At 60.1% G+C, this 19,298-nt stretch carries 12 protein-coding genes; 4 read left to right on the top strand and 8 right to left on the bottom strand.

Annotated features, from left to right (window positions below; all coding sequences use genetic code 11):
- Nucleotides 1-204 precede the first annotated feature (204 nt).
- From ACVOLV_RS01615 to ACVOLV_RS01645, 7 genes are all read right to left on the bottom strand, one after another.
- Entirely contained in the window at nucleotides 205-1,854 is a 1,650-nt protein-coding gene (locus ACVOLV_RS01615) for a M28 family metallopeptidase (protein ID WP_481552825.1), read from the bottom strand.
- Between the two features lie 142 nt (nucleotides 1,855-1,996).
- A complete protein-coding gene (locus ACVOLV_RS01620; protein ID WP_481552826.1) occupies nucleotides 1,997-5,029 on the bottom strand; it encodes a TonB-dependent receptor in 3,033 nt (1,010 codons plus the stop codon).
- 284 nt (nucleotides 5,030-5,313) lie between these two features.
- On the bottom strand, nucleotides 5,314-6,567 hold the full coding sequence (locus ACVOLV_RS01625) for an RNA polymerase sigma factor (protein ID WP_481552827.1): 1,254 nt from the start codon (nucleotides 6,565-6,567) through the stop codon (nucleotides 5,314-5,316).
- Between the two features lie 193 nt (nucleotides 6,568-6,760).
- Nucleotides 6,761-7,117 carry a DUF1428 domain-containing protein gene (locus tag ACVOLV_RS01630; RefSeq protein WP_481552828.1) on the bottom strand — a complete coding sequence of 119 codons (357 nt, stop codon included), beginning with the start codon at nucleotides 7,115-7,117 and terminating at the stop codon, nucleotides 6,761-6,763.
- A gap of 13 nt (nucleotides 7,118-7,130) precedes the next feature.
- Complete coding sequence (locus tag ACVOLV_RS01635; protein WP_481552871.1) at nucleotides 7,131-7,544, bottom strand: VOC family protein; 414 nt, start codon at nucleotides 7,542-7,544, stop codon at nucleotides 7,131-7,133.
- Nucleotides 7,541-7,978, bottom strand: a complete 438-nt coding sequence (locus ACVOLV_RS01640) for a VOC family protein (protein ID WP_303747698.1) — start codon at nucleotides 7,976-7,978, stop codon at nucleotides 7,541-7,543. Before ACVOLV_RS01640 ends, ACVOLV_RS01635 begins: the two co-directional genes overlap by 4 nt.
- Nucleotides 7,979-8,007: 29 nt before the next feature.
- Entirely contained in the window at nucleotides 8,008-8,439 is a 432-nt protein-coding gene (locus ACVOLV_RS01645; RefSeq protein WP_481552829.1) for a YciI family protein, read from the bottom strand.
- Nucleotides 8,440-8,606: 167 nt separating this feature from the next.
- Between ACVOLV_RS01645 and ACVOLV_RS01650 the strand changes: the two genes are divergently transcribed.
- On the top strand, nucleotides 8,607-8,984 hold the full coding sequence (locus ACVOLV_RS01650) for a YciI family protein (protein ID WP_481552830.1): 378 nt from the start codon (nucleotides 8,607-8,609) through the stop codon (nucleotides 8,982-8,984).
- 127 nt (nucleotides 8,985-9,111) lie between these two features.
- Here ACVOLV_RS01650 and ACVOLV_RS01655 read toward each other — a convergent pair whose 3' ends face one another.
- Nucleotides 9,112-12,186, bottom strand: a complete 3,075-nt coding sequence (locus ACVOLV_RS01655; protein WP_481552831.1) for a TonB-dependent receptor — start codon at nucleotides 12,184-12,186, stop codon at nucleotides 9,112-9,114.
- A gap of 672 nt (nucleotides 12,187-12,858) precedes the next feature.
- Here ACVOLV_RS01655 and ACVOLV_RS01660 point away from each other — a divergent pair.
- From ACVOLV_RS01660 to ACVOLV_RS01670, 3 genes are all read left to right on the top strand, one after another.
- Nucleotides 12,859-15,891: a TonB-dependent receptor gene (locus ACVOLV_RS01660; RefSeq protein ID WP_481552832.1), complete on the top strand. Its 3,033-nt coding sequence runs from the start codon at nucleotides 12,859-12,861 to the stop codon at nucleotides 15,889-15,891.
- Nucleotides 15,892-15,984: 93 nt separating this feature from the next.
- Complete coding sequence (locus ACVOLV_RS01665; RefSeq protein ID WP_481552833.1) at nucleotides 15,985-16,149, top strand: hypothetical protein; 165 nt, start codon at nucleotides 15,985-15,987, stop codon at nucleotides 16,147-16,149.
- A gap of 97 nt (nucleotides 16,150-16,246) precedes the next feature.
- The gene (locus ACVOLV_RS01670) at nucleotides 16,247-19,285 is read left to right on the top strand and encodes a TonB-dependent receptor (protein ID WP_481552834.1); all 3,039 of its coding nucleotides are present in this window, start codon (nucleotides 16,247-16,249) and stop codon (nucleotides 19,283-19,285) included.
- Nucleotides 19,286-19,298 lie beyond the last annotated feature (13 nt).

Raw genomic sequence — 19,298 nt, forward strand, 5'->3', positions numbered from 1 at the left:
TGGGGAGCCCCGACCCTCACCCCAACCCCTCTTCCGGAAGAAGACCGGCATGTAGTGCCGAGCCATGCTCGGCAGGGGCCTTACCGGTCAAACCTCAAGCGCAGCAAGCTGCGCTCCACAGCAAAAGCTGCCCTCACCCCAACCCCTCTCCCGAAAGCGGGAGAGGGGCTTCAAAGCCTTCAAAGCCTTCAAAGCCTTCAAGCCTTATTTGCGCTCTGCCGCACTCGCATCACGCGTCGCGCGGAAGCTTTCTTCCGGACTCCAGTTCGGCCAGTCACGCGAATTGGCCAGCTTCTCGCCCAAGGTGTAGAGCACCTCCAGGTCGCGAGCCGCACCGGCGAAGGTCCAGTCCGCCTGCCATTCGTCGCCCTGCTGGTGGTAGCGCTTGGCGGTGTATTCGTCGGAGGCCTTCTTGCCAGCGGCGACGCCACCGTCGATCCAGTCCTGACCCGCGCCATAGGACAAGGCCGGTACGCCGCGCTTGGCGAACGGGAAGTGATCAGAGCGGAAGAACAGGCCGGCTTCCGGCTTTGTGTCAGGGGTGTAGCGGATGTCCCAGTCCTTGGCGACGTCCTTGAGCTGGTCCAGCAGCTCGACCTTGGCGGTGCCGTAGATACCGAAGTCACGCGACGGGCTGTACGGCGACATGCCGTCCATGTTGATCACCGCCACCGTCTTGGCCAGCGGGTACAACGGGTTACTGGCGTAATACTCCGAGCCCAGCAGGCCTTTTTCTTCCGCTGTCACGGCGAGGAACAGCACCGAGCGCTGCGGCTTCGGCTGGGTGGCGAAACCACGCGCCAGCTCGATCAGCGCAGCGGTACCCGAGGCGTTGTCCATCGCGCCGTTGAAAATGCGGTCGCCACGCGCGTCCGGCTCGCCGACACCAATGTGGTCCCAGTGCCCGGAGTAGATGACGGTTTCGTCCGGGTAGGTGCTGCCTTCCAGGCGCGCAACCACATTGTGCGAGGTGATGACTTCGTTCTTGACCTGGTAGTTGGCCGAGAAGGTTTCGCCCTTGAGCTCGACCGGCTGGAAGTCACGCGACTGTGCCTGCTTCTTCAGCGTTTCGAAATCCAGGCCGGCACGCTTGAACAGCTCCACCGCCAGGTCGCGCTGGATCCAGCCTTCCAGCGCCGGGTGGGCCTCGGCCGGGTTCTGCCGGACCACGTCGAACATGGTGTTGGTATTGGAACCTGCGACCGTCGCCCAGCCATAGGACGCCGGTGCGGTTTCGTGGACGATGAGCACGCCTGCTGCACCCTGGCGCGCGCCTTCTTCGTACTTGTAGGTCCAGCGGCCGTAGTAGGTCATGCCCTTGCCGTCGAAATCACCGGCACCGGTCTCGAAGTCCGGGTCGTTGATCAGCACCACGGCGATCTTGCCCTTCAGGTCCACGCCCTTGAAGTCGTCCCAGTTGCGCTCCGGCGCCTTGACGCCGTAGCCAAGGAACACCAGCGGCGCGTTGCTGATATCCACGGCGCTGGCGCCGTTCATGGCTGCACGCACGGCGATTTCCTGGCCCTGGGTCAGCGTCTGCGGCTTGCCCTGGCTGCTCAGCGACAGCACCGGTTTGCCGACGATATCGCCCTTGAGCAGCGGCACGGCCTGGGTCCACAGGCGCTTGCCGTCCTGCAGGTCGCCGCCCGGCTGCATGCCGGCAGCAGCGAACTGCTTGCTCAGGAAGGCGATGGTCTTTTCCTCGCCGGCGGTGGCCGGGGAACGGCCTTCATAGGCGTCGGAGGCAAGTTCGCGGACGTCGGCCGAAATGCGCGCGCCATCGAACTTGGGCGGGGCGGCCATCAAGGCCGTGGATACCGACATCGCCAACAGGCTGACTACGACTCGTTTCACGCTGTACTCCAGTGGTAAGGCAACTCCCGGAGTGTAGCCAGCCGTGGGCATCCATGTGCAGTGCCCTGCTGCAGGGTTGACAGCAAGCCAGGCCCGGGCCTGCTTTCGCGCCCGGGCCTGGGACCTTCGCTTCCCGAACTGCTTACCAGTCGTACGCCAGGCTCATCGTCACATAACGGGGCGTGGCGAATCGCAAAGGCATGTTGTAAGTGTTGCTGACCGTGGCAATTTCGTCCTCACTGACACCGTCGATCGCAGTGGGTTTGCGTTGATTGAACAGGTTGAACACATCCAGCGACACCGCCAGCTTGCCATCGGCAAACGCTGGCTTGTAGCGAACCCCCAAGTCCAGGCGGGTAGTCCAGGGTGTGTAACGCTGCCCCGGAGGCGAGGCCTTGCCGAAGCAGGTATGGTAGAAGGAGCCGCCGTATCCCACTGGATCAGTCTCGTTTACCGCCGGGTCCCCGCCCTGGTCATTGAGGAACCCCCAGCATGTGATCGGCATGCCGGACTGCATGCGTACGTTCGCGCTGAGCAACCACTCAGGCGTGAATGCATAACTACCGCGCGCCTTGATCTGGTGGCGGCGATCATTGGGCAGGTAGCCCATCGAGTGGAACATGAAAGCCGGACCATCCCAGTTCACACTGGTCGATACGCCGCTGTCATGCGAAGCAGAGCCCTGGCCGGAATCCGAGTTCGCCGGCCCTTCCATGTTGCCCTCGCTCTTGCTCAGGGTGTAGTCGATACGCGCTTCCCACTTTCCGTTGAACGGATGTTCCAGGAACAGGTCGATCGCCTTGTAGGTGCGCTTCATCGGCACCGTCCAGCCCCAGTCCTGTGGGGTCATCCGGAACGTGGTGGACCCGCCGCCGTCCTTGTTGGCGAAACGGAAGGTATTGCTATCCCCGACATTGACGATGAAGCAGCCGCCATCGAGTCCTTCCGAGCCGGGGATGGCAACCGTCGAAGGATCGATTCCCATCGTTTCGAGCTTGGCCGCCATCGCCGCCGAATCGCAGGTGTCGTCCATGGCCGACTTCAGGTCACGGTAGGTGGCTTTTGCGCCGTAACTCCAGCTTTCGTTCAAGCGGGCCTGGAAACCCACAATGAACTCGTCCTGGTATGAGGACTTCAGATCCGTGGGCGCAAAGCTTCCGGCATCCTTCGGCTGGCCGGTTTCATGGTTGGAGGAAACGGCCCCCGCAGGCCCTGCCCCCGCCAGATCCAGAACAGGTACCAGCCCCGTCGGCACACCGTTCTCATCAATGCCCGAATAGGTGAAGTACTCACTGGTAAACGTGGAGGAGGATGCCCCACGTACCGCAACGGCCTGTGGCAAAGCAAGATAGTAACGGCCTGCATTGCCAAACAGCTTGAATGAAGCATCACCGAAAACGTCCCAGCTGAAGCCCAGCCGCGGTGCCCACTGATTACCGGTATCAACATATGCCGCACCGGTATTGTTCTTGTTGGTGAACTGGTCATTGCGGACACCCAACGATAGCAACAGATTGTCGGTGACCTGCCATTTGTCTTCCAGATACCACCCCTTCTGCTCCAGCGACATGCTGGTTGAATTGCTATAGATGTACTCGCGGACGTAGTAGCGGGAACCCGGTGCGCCGACGTCAAGCGTGGCGTTGATGGCCCTGTCCGGCGCGTTGGTGCTGTGGTAGATCCAGCGATCGATCAACATGTCGACACCTTCGTTCTTCGCCTCGAACTTCTGGTTGTCGATGCCACCGGTCAACGTGTGCCTGCCCAGCACCCATTCCAGCTCCAGCCGCAGACCATCACCGTAGTCGTCTGCGCCTGGCGTGCCGTTGCTGGCTGCCTGCGGATTGGTGATACCACTTGTCGGCGTTCCAGCTGGCCAGAAGTTGGGATTCTGCAGATTGGCGCTGGATATATGGTCGAAGCCGGTAAGCGTTGGAACGCTGCTGTAACGCAGCCGCGAATGACCATACATCGCGTTGAGGGTGAGGCTATCCGTGAGATAGCCGGTGTACTTGATGATGGAGAACTCGTTGTTCTCCTTCACCTCGTTCGGCTGGGACCCATTCCGTTCGCTCTCCACATCTTCGGCGAAATCATAGGTGTAGTAGTCCCCTTGGTAGCGCTTCTGCTGTGCCATATAGGTCAGCTCAAGCAAGTTGCTGTCGTTGATGTTCCAATTCAACTTCGCGTAGAGCTTTGGATTCTTCGTGGTGTCGTGCAGGCTCTGTGGAGTATCCAGAACGGTGGGATATACCGTCGTCTCGGTCCGCTCCTGCTCAAGCGATACAAAGCCAAACAGGCGATCCCTGATCAATGGACCGCTGACGTAGGCACTATAGGTTTCGCCCCAGCTTTCGTTCCTGTCACCACGACTGAGCAAGCGCCCCACAAGGGTCTCATCCTGATACGCGTACCCTTCAGGAAGCGACTCGTTTGGCAGATGCCGATCCGGTGTCCCGGCGCGCATACCTTTGGGCGTCCAGGTCACCTGCGCGCCAAAGTGAAATTCGTTGTTTCCGCTCTTTCCAATCTGATTGAGCACGCCGCCATCAGACCGACCATATTTGGCACTGTAACCGCCGGTATAGGTCTCCTGCTGCTCGATCGACCCGTACGGCAATGTGTAACCGCCCACGTTTGTCATCGGATTGCCGGTAAAAAAGCCGTTGATGTAGTACGCGTTCTCAGCAACGCTGGCACCACCCAGTGATACCGAATTGCCGAAAAAGACCGGGTTGCCGGCAACCGCACCCGGCGCCAGCAAGGCAATTGCCTGCGCCGTGACCACGGTACTGGAAGACACCGAACGCACATCGATGCTGTCAGCGGCCATCGCCGAGACATTGACCGCCCCCAGGGTAGTCGCCGCGTCGCCAGCAAAGGAGACATTGCTGTTGCCACCAACCGTCACCACTACGTCACGGCGCCCCTCGCCCACCGTCACGGTATAGGGGCCGACTGGCAAACTGCCGAGGCTGTATCTCCCCTTCGCATCGGCAACCACTGTGCGGTTCAGACCACTGTTGCTGGTGACGGTGACCCGCGTTCCCGCCGGCGCCAAGCCAGAGATAGCGCCGGTTGTGCTTTGTGCTTGCACGGAACCGGCGATGCACAACCCCAGAGCCAGCGCCAGCGCGTGCCTGGTGAAGCCCCTGCAGACTTGCTCCCGTTTCATCCTGCACCCCTTGAAAGAAATGAATCAACCCGGCCGCGATAGATGGCCAGTATTCTCTGAAGCAAGGGGAATATAGGTTGCACGGTGGCGCAGCCAATCAACATTAGTTGTGACGTGGCGGTCCACTACTGCAGGTACAGCGCAGCACGCGCCGCTCACAAAGGACTACACGGCCAGAAATATTTTCAAGTGACGCATCGCAACCATCCCGAACGTCGGTTCGGGAAGACCAGCGCATGCTTCATGGGCTGATCGTATCCACCCAGCCTGAATCAGGCCGACGATCAGCGCTGAAGAAGCTCAGCACGTTTCAACAACGCGTTGCGTTCGCGCAGATTGGAAGTCATCGCAGCCGCCATTTCGAAGGCGTCCCGCGCTTCAGACAGCTGCCCACGCTGCGCAAGCAGCTCAGCACGCACTGCCTGCAGCGGCGCGTAGCCTTGCAGCTGGGGATCGCTGACAAGTTGCTGCAACAATGGCCAGGCAGCCGCCGCGCCTTGGGCCTGCGACACCGCAACCACGCGATTGAGCTCCACCACCGGTGACGGCATCACTTCTACCAACCGTGCGTACAAGGCGGCGATAGCCTGCCAGTCAGTGCTCTCGGCCTGTCTGGCGTGTGCATGGCAGGCCGCGATGCTGGCCTGCAGTACGTGCGCGTCATCGGCGCCGCCCAATTTGATGGCCTGATCCAACGCAGCTTGGCCGCGCGCGATCTGCAGCCAGTCCCAGCGGCTGCGGTCCTGGTCAAGCAACAGCACCGCCGAACCGTCGGCCGCTGTACGTGCACGCAGCCGCGAGGCCTGCAGCTCCATCAAGGCCAGCAAGCCAAGCACCGGAACGGTGTTGGGCATCAGACCGGCCAGCACCCTGCACAACCGCAATGCTTCCTCGCACAAGGCCGGACGCATCCAGTCCTCGCCGCCACTGGCGATGTAGCCTTCGTTGAACACCAGGTAGACCACATCCAGCACCGATTGCAGACGCGAAGCCAGCTCCTGCAGGCGCGGCACCTCGAACGGCACCTTGCGCTCGGCCAGTAGGCGCTTGGCGCGGACGATGCGCTGGGCGATGGTCGGTTCCGGGACCAGGTAGGCACGTGCGATCTCGGTGGTGCTCAAGCCGCACAGCAGACGCAGGGTCAGTGCGACCCGCGCATCGGCCGGGAGCTCCGGATGGCAGGCAACGAAGACCAGCCGTAGCAGGTCGTCACCGATGTCATCCAGATGGTCGGACTGGTCCGCGCCCATGGCGTAGTCCTGCAGTTCGTCAATGACCTGCGCCTGCCGCTGTGCATGCAGGCGCCGTTGCCGCAGCCTGTCGATGGCGCGTCGCTGTGCGGTGGCCATCAGCCAGGCAGCGGGATTGTCTGGTATGCCTTGTTTCGGCCAATGCTCCAGCGCGGCGACCAATGCGTCCTGGGCAAGCTCTTCTGCGCTGTCGAGATCGCCCAGCATGCGCGCCAGACGCGCGACCAGGCGCGGCGATTCCATGCGCCAGAGCGTGTCAAGCAAGCGTTGCAGGTGTGGATCGGTCATAGGGCGCGATCAAAGCATCGTGGTGCGACTGCTGCAAGCAAGCAATGCGCTTTGAGGTAGTGCCGAGCCATGCTCGGCAAGGGCCTGCACCCGCGAGGCGAACGGCTACCCCCCCAGCCCTCCCCCTCCGCCTTCGGCGCAAGGGAGGGAGCGGAAGCCTCCCTTCGCCATCCGAATGGGGGAAGACACCGCCTCACAACTGCACGAACGGCTTGAACCCGCCCCAGAACATCCGCTTTCCATCGAACGGCATGTTCTGCGGCCCCATACCAGCCAGCCTTGGATCGGCCATCGCCTTGGCATTGACCTTGTCACGGTGCGCGCGCGAGCGGAACAGCACGTAAGCAAACACCACCACCTCATCCTCCTTCAGCTTCACCGCCTGCGGAAACGAGGTGCGTTTGCCAGGTTTCACGTCCTCGGCCACTGCTTCGACATACGCCAATGCACCGTGTTCTTTCCACACCTTGCCGGCCTTGCGTGCGATGCGTTTGTAGTCATCGAGCTTGGCGCTGGGTACCGGCAACACATATCCGTCCACATAAGCCATGATCGTCTCCTGGTTATTGGCCTGGCTCGCCATCCATATGGGCGATTTCCCATAGGTGGCCATCGAGGTCCTGGAAGCCGCGCTGGTACATGAAACCGTAGTCACGCGCCGGCATCGGCTCACTACCGCCGGCAGCCACGGCCTTGTCCACCAACTGATCAACCGCCTGCCGACTCACCGCCGACAAACAGGTGATCACCTCGGTCTGTGTACGTGCATCGGTCAAAGACTTGGTGGTGAAGGTCTGGAAGAACGGCTCCACCAGCAGCATCACGAAGATGCTGTCGCTGATGACCATGCAGGCCGCGTTGTCATCGCTGAACTGCGGATTGAAGCCGTAACCCAGCGCGGCAAAGAACGTTCTGGATGCCTGCAGGTCACGCACGGCAAGATTGACGAAGATCATCTGCGGATTACCCATGCTCAGCCCTCCGCCGGCATCGGCTTCATGCAGTTCACCATCCATGGCTTGCCATAGCGATCCAGCAACATGCCCCAGCGGTGCGCCCAGAAGGTCTCGGCCAGCGCCATCTGCACCTGCCCGCCTTCGGCCAGGGCTGCGAACACGCGTTCGGCTTCTTCGATGCTGTCCACGTCTACATTGATGGTAGTGGCACAGCTGCCGTCAGCTTGCGGGCCATCGGCGGCCATCAGTGTTGCGCCGCCGGCTTCCACCTGGCAATGCGCGACCTGATCCGCTTGCGGCATGAAGCCGCCGCAACCCTCCGCATCCATGTCCGGACTGGGCGGCATGTCGCTGTACTTCATTTCCGACACAACCGTGCCACCCAAGGCCTTGGCGTAGAACGCCATCGCCTCGTGGGTCTGGCCGTTGAAGCCCAAAAACGGAATCAATTTCATTGTCCTGCTCCTGCTGCTCGGGGTTGGGTTCAGTTGTTGCGTTCGATCTGCTCGCGTAAACGCTGCTCCTGCGCCTGCAATTCCGGAGTGAAGGCGTCACCGAAATCTTCAGCTTCGAAGAACGGACGAATCTCCACGTCCACGGCACTGCCGTTGGTCGGGGTGAACGGGGCACGCTTGAGCCACTCCACCGCCTCGTCCAGCGAGCGCACCTGCCACAGCCAGAAGCCGGCTACCAGCTCGCGGGTCTCGGTGAATGGGCCATCGATGACGCTGCGTCCTTCCGCCGCAAAGCGCACCCGCGCGGCCTGCGACGTGGGCTTCAACCCCTCGCCGGCCAGCATGATTCCGGCTTTGACCAGTTCTTCATTGAAGGCACCCATCGCCGCGATTTCCGCCTGCGTGGGCATGACCCCGGCCTCGGTCTCGGGGGTCGCTTTCACCAGCACCATCACTTTCATCGCCGTGCTCCGTTGCAGGCGGCATGCCCGCTACACATCAGGTACGACGAAGCACGGCAGACAACCTCGACAAGCGCACGCCAGCTTTTTATGAACGCATTAATGCGGCATTGCAGCAGGTTGGATGCGACATGATCTGGGTTTACCGCGCACGAGAACGGCCCGCCATGAAATTCCTGCTGCTGATCTACATCGACCCGCAACTGCTGCAATCCTTGCCGGTCAGCGAGTACGACACGCTGATGCGTGGCTGCCTGCAGCACGCGGACGCACTGCAGGCCAGGGGCACGCTGCTGATGTCGCAGCGCCTGCAGCCACCTGCCAGCGCGCAGACGCTGCGCAGCCGCCAGGGCCAGTCAAGGATTACAGATGGCCCGTTCGCCGAGACCCGCGAATTCCTGGCCGGCTTCAACCTGATCGAAGCCGCTGACGCCGATGAGGCGATGCGGACAGCACAGCAGTTCCCCTGGGCCGCGTACGGCAGCATCGAGGTGCGGGCGGTGGATGATCTGGATGCGGAGCGGGTTCGTCTCGCCGTGACGTAATGTCCGATTGCGTCAGCTGGATCGTCAGGACGTCGAGTTATCCGACAAACCGTGTTTGCAGATGTCAGGAAAGAAAATGGCCTGGCAGATGCCAGGCCATTTCCGTCAAACAACCACAGTTTGTTTCTTAGAAGTCGTAACGTGCCGTCAAGCGGACCTGACGAGGAGCCGAGTACGACATCTCCTGACCATAGCGCTGGTCGACGGTGTAACGATCTGCCGAGTAACGGGAGTAGTACTGGCCCGGAACCTGACGGTTGAGGACATTCAGAACGTCAGCCTGCAACGTCAGCTTCTCATCGGCCCAAGCCGGGGTGTAAGCGACGTTGAGGTTCAGGACGAAGGTCCACGGCGTGGTGCCCTTACTACCGCGCGGCGAGGACGCGAAGTCGGAAGAAGGCGGCACGTAGCCAGTACTGCCCGGCGCGGTGCCACTGCCAGCGAGGCCGCAGTAGTAGTAATACGAGCCGTTGTACAAGCCAGCATCAGCAGTCGGGTAGTAGCTGGTGCAGTTACGCGGACGACCCGAAGCCATGATCAGCGAAGCACCGGTACGCCATTCCTTGTTCCACTCGTAGAAACCAAACGCCTTGATCTGGTGCGCCCGGTGGTTCGGCAGCAGACCATTGGCCCCGTCCATCAGCTGCGGCAGATCCCAGTCCTGGGTCGCCGAAACGTCGGTCTGTCCACCAGCGCCGGTGTCCAGATCGGATGCCAACTGACCTTCGGTATTACCGTAGTTCCGCGAGAAGGTGTACTCGACCTTGCCGTAGAAGCCGTTGCTGTATGCGCGTTCCAGGAAAAGATCCAACGCATAGTAGTTGCGCTTCAGCTTCGGAAGATTGAGGTCCTTTGCACTGTAATGCACCTTTTCGAAGCTGCCATCAGCCTGTTCTTCCCAGAATGTATTGCCCACACCTGGATTGAAGATGAAGCAGCCGCCGCCCAAAGCAGGCGTACAGGTGTCGTCGATTGCGCTCTTCAGCTCACGATAGGTCAGCTTGGCACCCCAGCTCAATGTATCGCTGAGCACCTGCTCCATACCGACGATGAACTCATCCTGGTAGTGAGCCTTCAAATTTACCGCTGCGACAGTGCGCGGATCCGGAGAACCACCACACTCAAGGTTGCTGGAGATGACGTTCGGCTGGCCCGGGCAGCTGTAGCCATTCGGGACCACCGTGATGTTGTTCAGACCCGTCGGATTGCCCTTCGCATCAACGCCGGTGTAGGTGAAGTACTCCATCGTGTACAGCGAGCTTGAAGCTGCGCGTACCGCAACGTTGTTCGGCAGAGCAAGGTGATAGCGACCAGCATTACCAAAGACCTTCAGGGTGGAATCGCCGTTCACGTCCCAGGAGAAGCCCAAGCGCGGGGCCCACTGATTGTCCTGCTTGACGTACTTCTCACCGTCACTGGTGTAGTTGGTGAACTGCTCATTGCGCAGGCCCAACGACAGCAGGAACTTGTCCGTGACCTGCCAACGGTCCTCGATGAACTGAGCTGCCTGCTCGGTCTTTACGTTCGCCACCTGAGTGTAGTATTGCCGGCGCACGTAGTAACCGCTGCTGCCGTAGCCACCGGCTTGGGCCGGGGAACCTACTACACCGTGCGACGAGTCGATCGCGGCATTGGGGTTGTTGGAGCGGGAATACACCCAGACATAGCCACCGCCGTATTCGCTGCCGGTGATGGACTCCGCGTCCTGGGTATCGATACCTGCGCGGATGTCATGGTTACCAAGCGTATAGCCGAGGTCGAAGCGATAGCCGTCGGTCTTGTCCTGCGATCCTTCCAGGCTGACGGTCGCTGCGGTCCAGCAACCGGCGTAGTTTGCCGAAGGAATACCCGGGACACGGCTGGTCGCGCTCGAAGAGGTACGCGGGCAGCTCGGATCATAGCCCCACGGATCGTCCGAATGCTTGATCTTCATCTGACCGTACAACGCCGAAAGCGTCAGGTTGTCAGTCAAGTAGCCGGTGTACTTACCGATGTACAGCTTGGAATCCATCTTCGTATGGGAACCGGCATTCTGCGTGGTCCCATGGGTGAAGTTGGAGTAGTCATAGGTGTAACCCTGACTCTCGTACTCGTCGACGTCAGAGATGCCGGTGAACTCGAGCAGATGATTGTCAGTGATGTTCCAGTCCATCTTCACGGCCCAGCGCGGCTGATCATATGCATACGTCTGGTACGCATTGGTCGTGGCAGCTGCCGCGGTGCGTGTGGAAGCAACGCCAGCGCCCTCGCGCTTGGTCTTTTCCAGATCCGCGTAGATGAACAGACGGTCCTTGATCAGCGGACCACTGACATAGGCACCTGTGGTCTCAGTCCAGTACTGATTGCGATTACGGTACTGATAGAGGGTTCCGTCAGTGCGCTTGGTCGGGTCAGCATTGTCTGCACCGTATGCACCGGTGTCGGGGTAGTACATGTTGCGCGGACTGGCACGCAGGCCTTCCGGGCTCCACATCGTGTAGATGCCACCCTTCCATTCGTTCGTACCACGCTTGGTGACGACGTTGATCACGCCACCGGTGGAGCGACCGAATTCCGCACCATAGCCACCGGTCAGGATCTGCTGCTGGGCAATGGCGTCAAATGGCAACGAGCTGAAACCAATGTTGTTCAGCGGATTGGTTACAGCAAAGCCATTGATGTAATAGGCATTCTCGGATGAAGCCGAACCGCCGAAGCTCGGCACGGTGTTGCCACCGGCACTGTAGCTGTCATTGCGGACGACACTCGGAGCCAGCAATGCCACGCTGGCGATATCGCGACCAATGGCGATCTTGTTCAACTGTTCTGCGGTAAACACCGTCTTGGTATCAACCTGCGAGACGTCGATGCTCGGCGCTGCGCTTGCGGTCACCTGGACTCGGTCGAGTTCCTGCACGCCACCAAAGCTTACCTCGGTACCGCTCGAAATATTGACCGCCACGTCCTCCCGAGTGGCGACTGTCTCCCCCCCCTTCTGCAGGGTTACACGATAGCGACCGTTGGGCAGATCAGAGACCCGGTAGCGGCCGTTCTTGTCCACCGCGATCGTGCGCGAAACACCCGTGTCCATGTTCTGGACAGAAACGGTGCCGCCCGCTTCGCCGGCACCAAAGATGCTGCCGGTTACGCTGGACTGCGCATATGCGCTGGAGGCGATGCATAGGCCAAGGGCAACGCTCAACGTCGCGTGACGCAGTTTCATGTGCTGCTTCTTCATCCACTTCCCCTAAAAAGTAAACGCCAACTAAATCGCTGGGTAACGAATTCTTAGCGAACGCGTGACAAAAAAGCAATTTATGCAAACACACAGACTCGGTAGTCTGCTAGCAAATCAATGAAATCAGATAGTTACAGATAATTGGCAGCAAATGCCCGCACGCACATAACCAACGACCCTTGACAGCCACTGCGCAACTTTGGCGCACGCGCACAACGAACCCATGCGCCGCCGCGATGCTCAAGGTGTCCTGACGCCGGCCGGACACGGCTGGAGGCCCTCATTCGGCCGCTAGCACGGAGAAATAAGGCCAAATTGGCCAATCAAGCTTCCCCGTGACGCCTTGCTCGCACTGAAAAGCGCCGTTTCCTGCCGCTGCAGCTCGCCAACCAAACCACGGAAAGTCCGCCGCATGGCACAGCGTGCTGGCGCAGCCCTCTAGCGAGAGCGAGTGAAATAAACAAAATATGAACAGGCAGGCGAGCGCCGTGAAATTAACTTTATCCTTTAATTTCAATTGCTTGAATTTAGTTTCGATTGATATTGCAAATAACGCATTAATGAAATTAATATTTCGTTCAGCTGTAACGGTGAGTACACATCCGTGCAGCGCGGTTGCAACAGCAGTTTGCTAAATCAATGAACCAAGGAAATTTGATGACCCGCAGTACCAATGTCACCCGGCTCAAGCGCACCGCGCTGGCCATCGTCCTCACCTCGGTCATCGGCGCCGCCGCTGCCCAAAGCACCACCGGCTCTCTGTTCGGCAACGCCCCCTCTGCCGCCGGCGCCACCATCACCGTCCAGAACGAATCCGGTCTCAAGCGCAGCGTCCCGGTCGACGCCAATAGCCGTTACAACCTCGGCTCGCTGCCGGTGGGCAAATACTCGATCAGCCTGGAGCGTGATGGCCAGGTCCTCGATAAGCGCGAAAACGTGCTGCTGCGCGTCGGCGCCGGTACCGAAGTCTCCTTCGGCGGCGAAGGGGCAACCACCCTGGATGCGGTGACCGTCACCGCTGCCAACATCCCGAAGATCGACGTCAGCAACACGGTGTCCAAGTCGGTGATCACCTCCGAGCAGCTGTCCGTGCTGCCGCTGGGCCGCAGCGCTGAAGCCATCGCCCTGCTCGCCCCCGGCGTGGTCGCAGGTAGCAGCGCCTTCACCAACGGCTCGCGCTCCGTGCTGTCCTTTGGCGGCTCCAGCGTCACCGAGAACGCGTATTACCTCAACGGTTTCAATGCTTCCAATCCACTGAGCAATCTGGGCGGCGTCAGCCTGCCCTATGGCTCGATCGACCAGCAGGAAACCTACACCGGCGGCTACAGCGCGGGTTATGGCCGGTCCACCGGCGGTGTGATCAACCAGCTCGGCAAGCGTGGTACCAATGAATGGCACTTCGGTGTTCAGACGACTTGGGCTCCGGACTCCATGGCGGCGTCACCGCGTGACGTGTTCTACCCGAACCGCCAGCTGCCCGATGGCTATGGTTACACCGATGACAGCCTGCCGGGTACGTTGTACCGCTATCGCAACAACGACACCGCCACCCGTACTACCGTCAGTGGTTATGTCAGCGGCCCGTTGATTGAAGACCGCCTGTTCGTGCACCTGGCTGCCGAGTCGGACAAGACCGACGGTGTATCCACCGGCAACAGCGCTGCCGCACAGCAGGTACGCAACAACTACAGCTACAGCTCTCCGAAGTTCTACGGCAAGATCGACTGGAACATCAACGACAGCAACACGCTGGAATACACCCGCGTACAAAACACCGACCGTCAGGGTGGCTACTACACCGCCTTTGATTACGGCGATCTCTCCGAAGGTGGCCGTACCGGAACCAATCCGAACACCACCAAGATCAAAGACGACTACGACATCTTCAAGTACACCAGCTACCTGACTGATGACTTGACCCTGAGCGCCGTATGGGGCCGCAGCAAGCAGAGCAACCAGGAGAGCAACCCCGGTGACTCGCTCAACCCCTACCTCAATGGCGTTGGCAACCAGAACCCGGCATATACCGGTGGCTCGCCGATCCGCAATGATCAGCCGGCCCTGTACACCAAGTCCGGCGACGCCGGCAGCAAGACCCGTGGCTTGCGCGTCGACCTGCAATACCGCCTCGGCGACCATGAGCTGACCGCCGGTATCGACAACATGCATTACGACGGCCACAACGAAGGCCAGGCCATGACTGGTCCTGGCTATGCGTGGTTCTACAGCAAGGCCAGCAATCCGGCTGTTTCCCCGAACGCTGGTGCCGGCGTTGCCGCCCCGGGTGGTGAGGGCTACTACGTTGCGAAGTACATCCTCTCGACCACCACCAGCATGTCGGTCGACCAGAAGGCGTACTACCTGGAAGACCGCTGGCAGATCACGCCGAACTGGTTGGTGACCCTGGGTATCCGCAATGACAAGTTCACCAACTACAACAGCGATGCCGTCGCATATGTTGAAAGCGGTAACCAGTGGGCACCGCGCTTGGGCGCAAGCTGGGACGTTTTTGGTGATTCCTCGCTGAAGGTCTTCGCCAACCTTGGCCGCTATTACCTCGCGCTGCCGAACAGCGTTGCCATCCGCGGCGCATCGGCTTCAACCTATACGCGCGAATACTTCAGGTATGGCGGTGTTGATGCCAACGGCAATCCGACAGATCTGACTGCAATGGGCCCGGGGCCGGTCTCAACCAACAACGAGTACGGCATGGCGCCGGATCCACTGTCAGTCGCGCCCACCGACCTCAAGTCGCAGTACCAGGATGAGTTGATCCTGGGCTTCGAGAAGACCCTCGGTGAGTCCTGGAACACGGGTGCGAAATTTACCTATCGTCGCCTGCAGACCGCGATCGATGACACCTGCGATTCCGATCGCATGATCGACAAGCTCGATTCGATGGGCGTGGACACCGCGAATCTGGACGTTCCAGGTTGCGTGATCTTCAACCCCGGCAAGACCAACACCTTCATGGCCAAGCACACGGATGGCTCGGGTTACACCGCCTTCCAGATGAGTGGCAGTGACTGGGGCTACAACGGTCAGAAAGCAAAGCGCGAGTACATCGCCGTCGACCTGTTCATCGAACACCCGATGAGCGAGAAGTGGTACGGTCGATTGGACTACACCTGGTCGCGCAACTTCGGCAACACCGAAGGTCAGGTCAAGTCGGACATCGGCCAGGATGACGTCTCCAAGACCCAGGACTGGGACAGCTCGTACCTGATGGAATACGCAGGCGGCTACCTCGCCAATGATCGTCGCCACCAGTTGAAGGGCTACGGAGCCTATCAGTTCAACGATGAGTGGACTGCATCGGCAACCCTGCGCGTCACCTCCGGCATGCCCAAGAGCTGCCTCGGTTACTACGGCAATGATGGCAGTGACCCGGCAAACGGGTACTACTCTTCCTACCACTACTGCAACGGCTCGCCTTCGCGACCGGGCCAGGCTGGCCGCCAGCCCTGGACCACCCGCTTGGACCTGGGCGTGATGTATCGCCCGGCATTTGCCGAGCACAAGCTGGCCTTCGGTCTGGACATGTTCAACGTCTTGAACCAAGTACGTCAGATCCAGTCGGAAGCGCAGTATGAAGATGACATCCCCTACACCGTATCGAACACCTACGGGATGGGAACCTACTTCACCGCACCGCGTTCGGTCCGCCTGACCGCGTCCTACGACTTCTGACAAGGAAGCGTAGTAGCAAAGCAATCTCTCATTGAGGATGTACTTGAAGCCCCGGCCCAGTGCCGGGGCTCTTTTATTTCAGGAAAAAGCTTGATGCACACCATCGCACGGAGAACACCGATCAACTTCGCGGAAAGTCCCTGGGAAAATCTGCATCAGGCAAAGAAACAATGTGGCGCAGCACATGCACAGACAAGCAATTCCAATAATGAAGAAACAAGTTTTCTTGATTCATTGCAGGAATTTGTCAGCCGATGACATGCGTCGCTAAATCTTCATGAGAGTGTCTGCCACTGGGCGCTCGGGAGTTGGGGTTGGGAGTTGCCCGCCAACTTTTTCGTTTCAAGGGGATTCGATGAGAAGTCACACACACAACACACGCGTTCTCCGCCGTACCGCATTGGCTTTGGTACTTGGCACATGCCTGGGATCGGCATTTGCACAGAGCACTTCCGGCGACATCATCGGCAACGGTGCCGCGTCGCAGAAGGTACAGGTAAAGAACCTGACAACCGGCAACACCCGTGAAGTACAGGTCGGCGCGGATGGCAGGTTCCGCATCTCGTCGCTGCCCACCGGCGAGTATGAAGTGACTACGCTGGATGGCGGTACGACGGTGAACTCGACCAAGGTCCGGGTCATCGCCGGCCAGGCGACCACGGCCAGCTTCGCGGCCCAGGGCGACGCCGCATCGTCGCTGGAGCGCATCACGGTACTTGGGCAAGGTCCAAACCAGATCGACCTGACCAGCGTTGAAACCCGCACCACGTTCACCGCCGAACAACTGAATACCTTGCCGGTCAGCCGCGACATCACCAGCATCTCGCTGCTGACACCCGGCACGGTGGCAAGCTCCGGCTACTTCGGCCCGGCTTCGTTCGGCGGTGCCTCCGCAGCGGAGAACAGCTACTACGTCAACGGCTTCAACGTCACCAATCTGTACGACAGCCTGTCGTTCTCCGAAGTGCCTTTCCAGGCCATCGACCAGCTCGACATCCAGACCGGCGGCTATGGTGCACCTTATGGTTTCTCTACTGGCGGCGTCACCTCGGTCAACGTCAAGCGCGGTACCAACGAGTGGAAGGGCGGTTTCAGCTGGGCCGGTGTGCCCGCAGGCCTGCGTGAGAATGCGCCCGACACCTACCGTACCGATGGCAGCCTGTTGCGCTCGTATGACAAGAACAGCAGCAGCTCCAACACTTACAGCGCCTGGGTTGGCGGTCCACTGATCGAGGACAAGCTGTTTGTGTTCGCCTTGGCTGAGTTCGGCAATTCCAAGAACACCACCTATGGGTCACGTGTCGGCAGCCAGATCCGCAGCACCAGCGCCCCCGACACCCAGGTAATCCCGACGTCGCTTGCCACCACTGCTTACGACTACGAGTCCAAGACACCGTATTGGCTGGTCAAGCTGGACTGGTACCCGAACGACAGCAACCACCTCGAGTACACCGGCTTTGACAACAGCCGCCGCTACACCTATGACTACTACAACGCTGCCTATAGCAGCGACGGCAGTGGCGGAGAGCCGTCCAAGACCACCGCGCTGGGTCAGTTGGTGGGCAAGAGCGGCGGCCAGACCGATGTGTTCAAGTGGACCAGCTACCTGACCGATACGTTGACTGCGTCACTGCAGTACGGCCAGATGCGCAACCGCAGCTCGCAGTTCACCATCAGTCCCGACGGCACCATGAGCTACTACGATGGCAACATCGAGAGCGATGGCGGTGCCTGCCCTTATGTCATCGGCACCAGCGGCGCACAGATCGGCTGCGCGGTGACCAGTTCCGTGGACATGCTGGGCGGCAAGAACGAGCGCAAGAACACCCGGCTCGACCTGGAATGGCAGCTGGGCAAGCACAAGATCAGTGGCGGTTACAGCGACGAGAATTGGGATTCAACTGCAGGCTCGTCGTATTCGGCCGGCGCGTACTGGCGCCTGACCTCCTCCTACGCCTACCTGATCAAGTACCGCACCGGTGGCGGCATCGGCATCGATCAGAAATCCTGGTACCTGGATGACCACTGGCAGGTCACCGACAACTTCATGATCTACGCAGGTATCCGCAACGATTCGTTCGAGAACAAGAACGGCTCCGGTGCCACCTTCGTCAAGCAGGACAACATCTGGCAGCCACGCCTGGGCTTCTCGTGGGATGTGTTCGGTGATGGCAGCAGCAAGCTGTACGCGTCGCTGGGCCGCTACTCGCTGCCGATCGCCGCCAACGTTGCACTGCGTGCCGCATCGGCGTCCTACTACACCTACAACTACTACACCTATAGTGGTTTTGACCCTGTCAGCGGCGTTCCCAATGTCACCGGCTCCTACGCCAACGGTGCCTACGATTTCGTCGTCAATGGCGAAGATGGCAGCACGCCGGATCCGAAAGCGGTGGCTTCCAAGGGCCTGAAGCCGTATACGCAGGACGAGGCCATCCTCGGCTACCAGTACGAACTGCGTTCGGACAACAGCTGGCTCGATGCCTGGACGCTGAGCGCCAAGGCCACCTATCGTCGGGTCAACAATGTCATCGATGACACCTGCGATACCCGCCAGCTGTATCACGCTGCGGAAGACGCAGGCTACGACGTTTCCAGCTGGGGTGATGAGTGGGGCCTGCGTGAAGGCCTGCCGGGCTGCTACCTGTACAACCCGGGCAGCGACCTGACCTTGACCCTCGACGTGGATGGCGACGGCACTACCGAAACCCTCAACGTCGCTGCCGACAAGCTGGGCCCCAAGGCCAAGCGCGGCTACAAGGCACTGTCGTTGGCGGCGGAGAAGCACACCGACAAATGGTATGCGAGCTTCAACTATACCTGGGCCAAACTCACCGGCAACTACGAGGGCCTGGTGAAGAGCACCAACGGCCAGGACGACACCGGTACCACCTCGGACTTTGACTTCGCCGAGATCATGTACGGTGCCAACGGCTACCTGTTCAATGACCATCGCCACACCTTCAAGCTCTATGGTGGCTACAGCTTCAGTGATGAGTGGCAGGTGGGCGCCAACATCCAGGTGCAGTCAGGCGCACCGATCAGCTGCCTGGGTGGTGGCACCGGCACGTTCGGCACCGAGTACGGCTACGCTGGCGTATTCCACACCTGCAACGTTGGCGAGGACGACATTTCCAAGCTGGGCAGCTCCGGCCGCACGCCATGGACGCTGAGCTTCAGCCCCAACGTGGTCTACAAGCCGAAGTGGGCCGAAGGTCTGAGCATGCAGCTGTCGGTGCTCAATGCCTTCAATTCGATCAAGCCCTTGCAGGTGTATGAGACCAAGTACTCGTACAACTCGGCGGGTACGGTCACTGACTTCTACAGCTACCGTGCCGGCAAGTACTACACCTCGCCGCGCTATGTCCGCATGCAGCTTCAGTACGACTGGTAAGCATCGAAAGATG

It is taken from the genome of Stenotrophomonas sp. STEN023, from assembly GCF_056760135.1.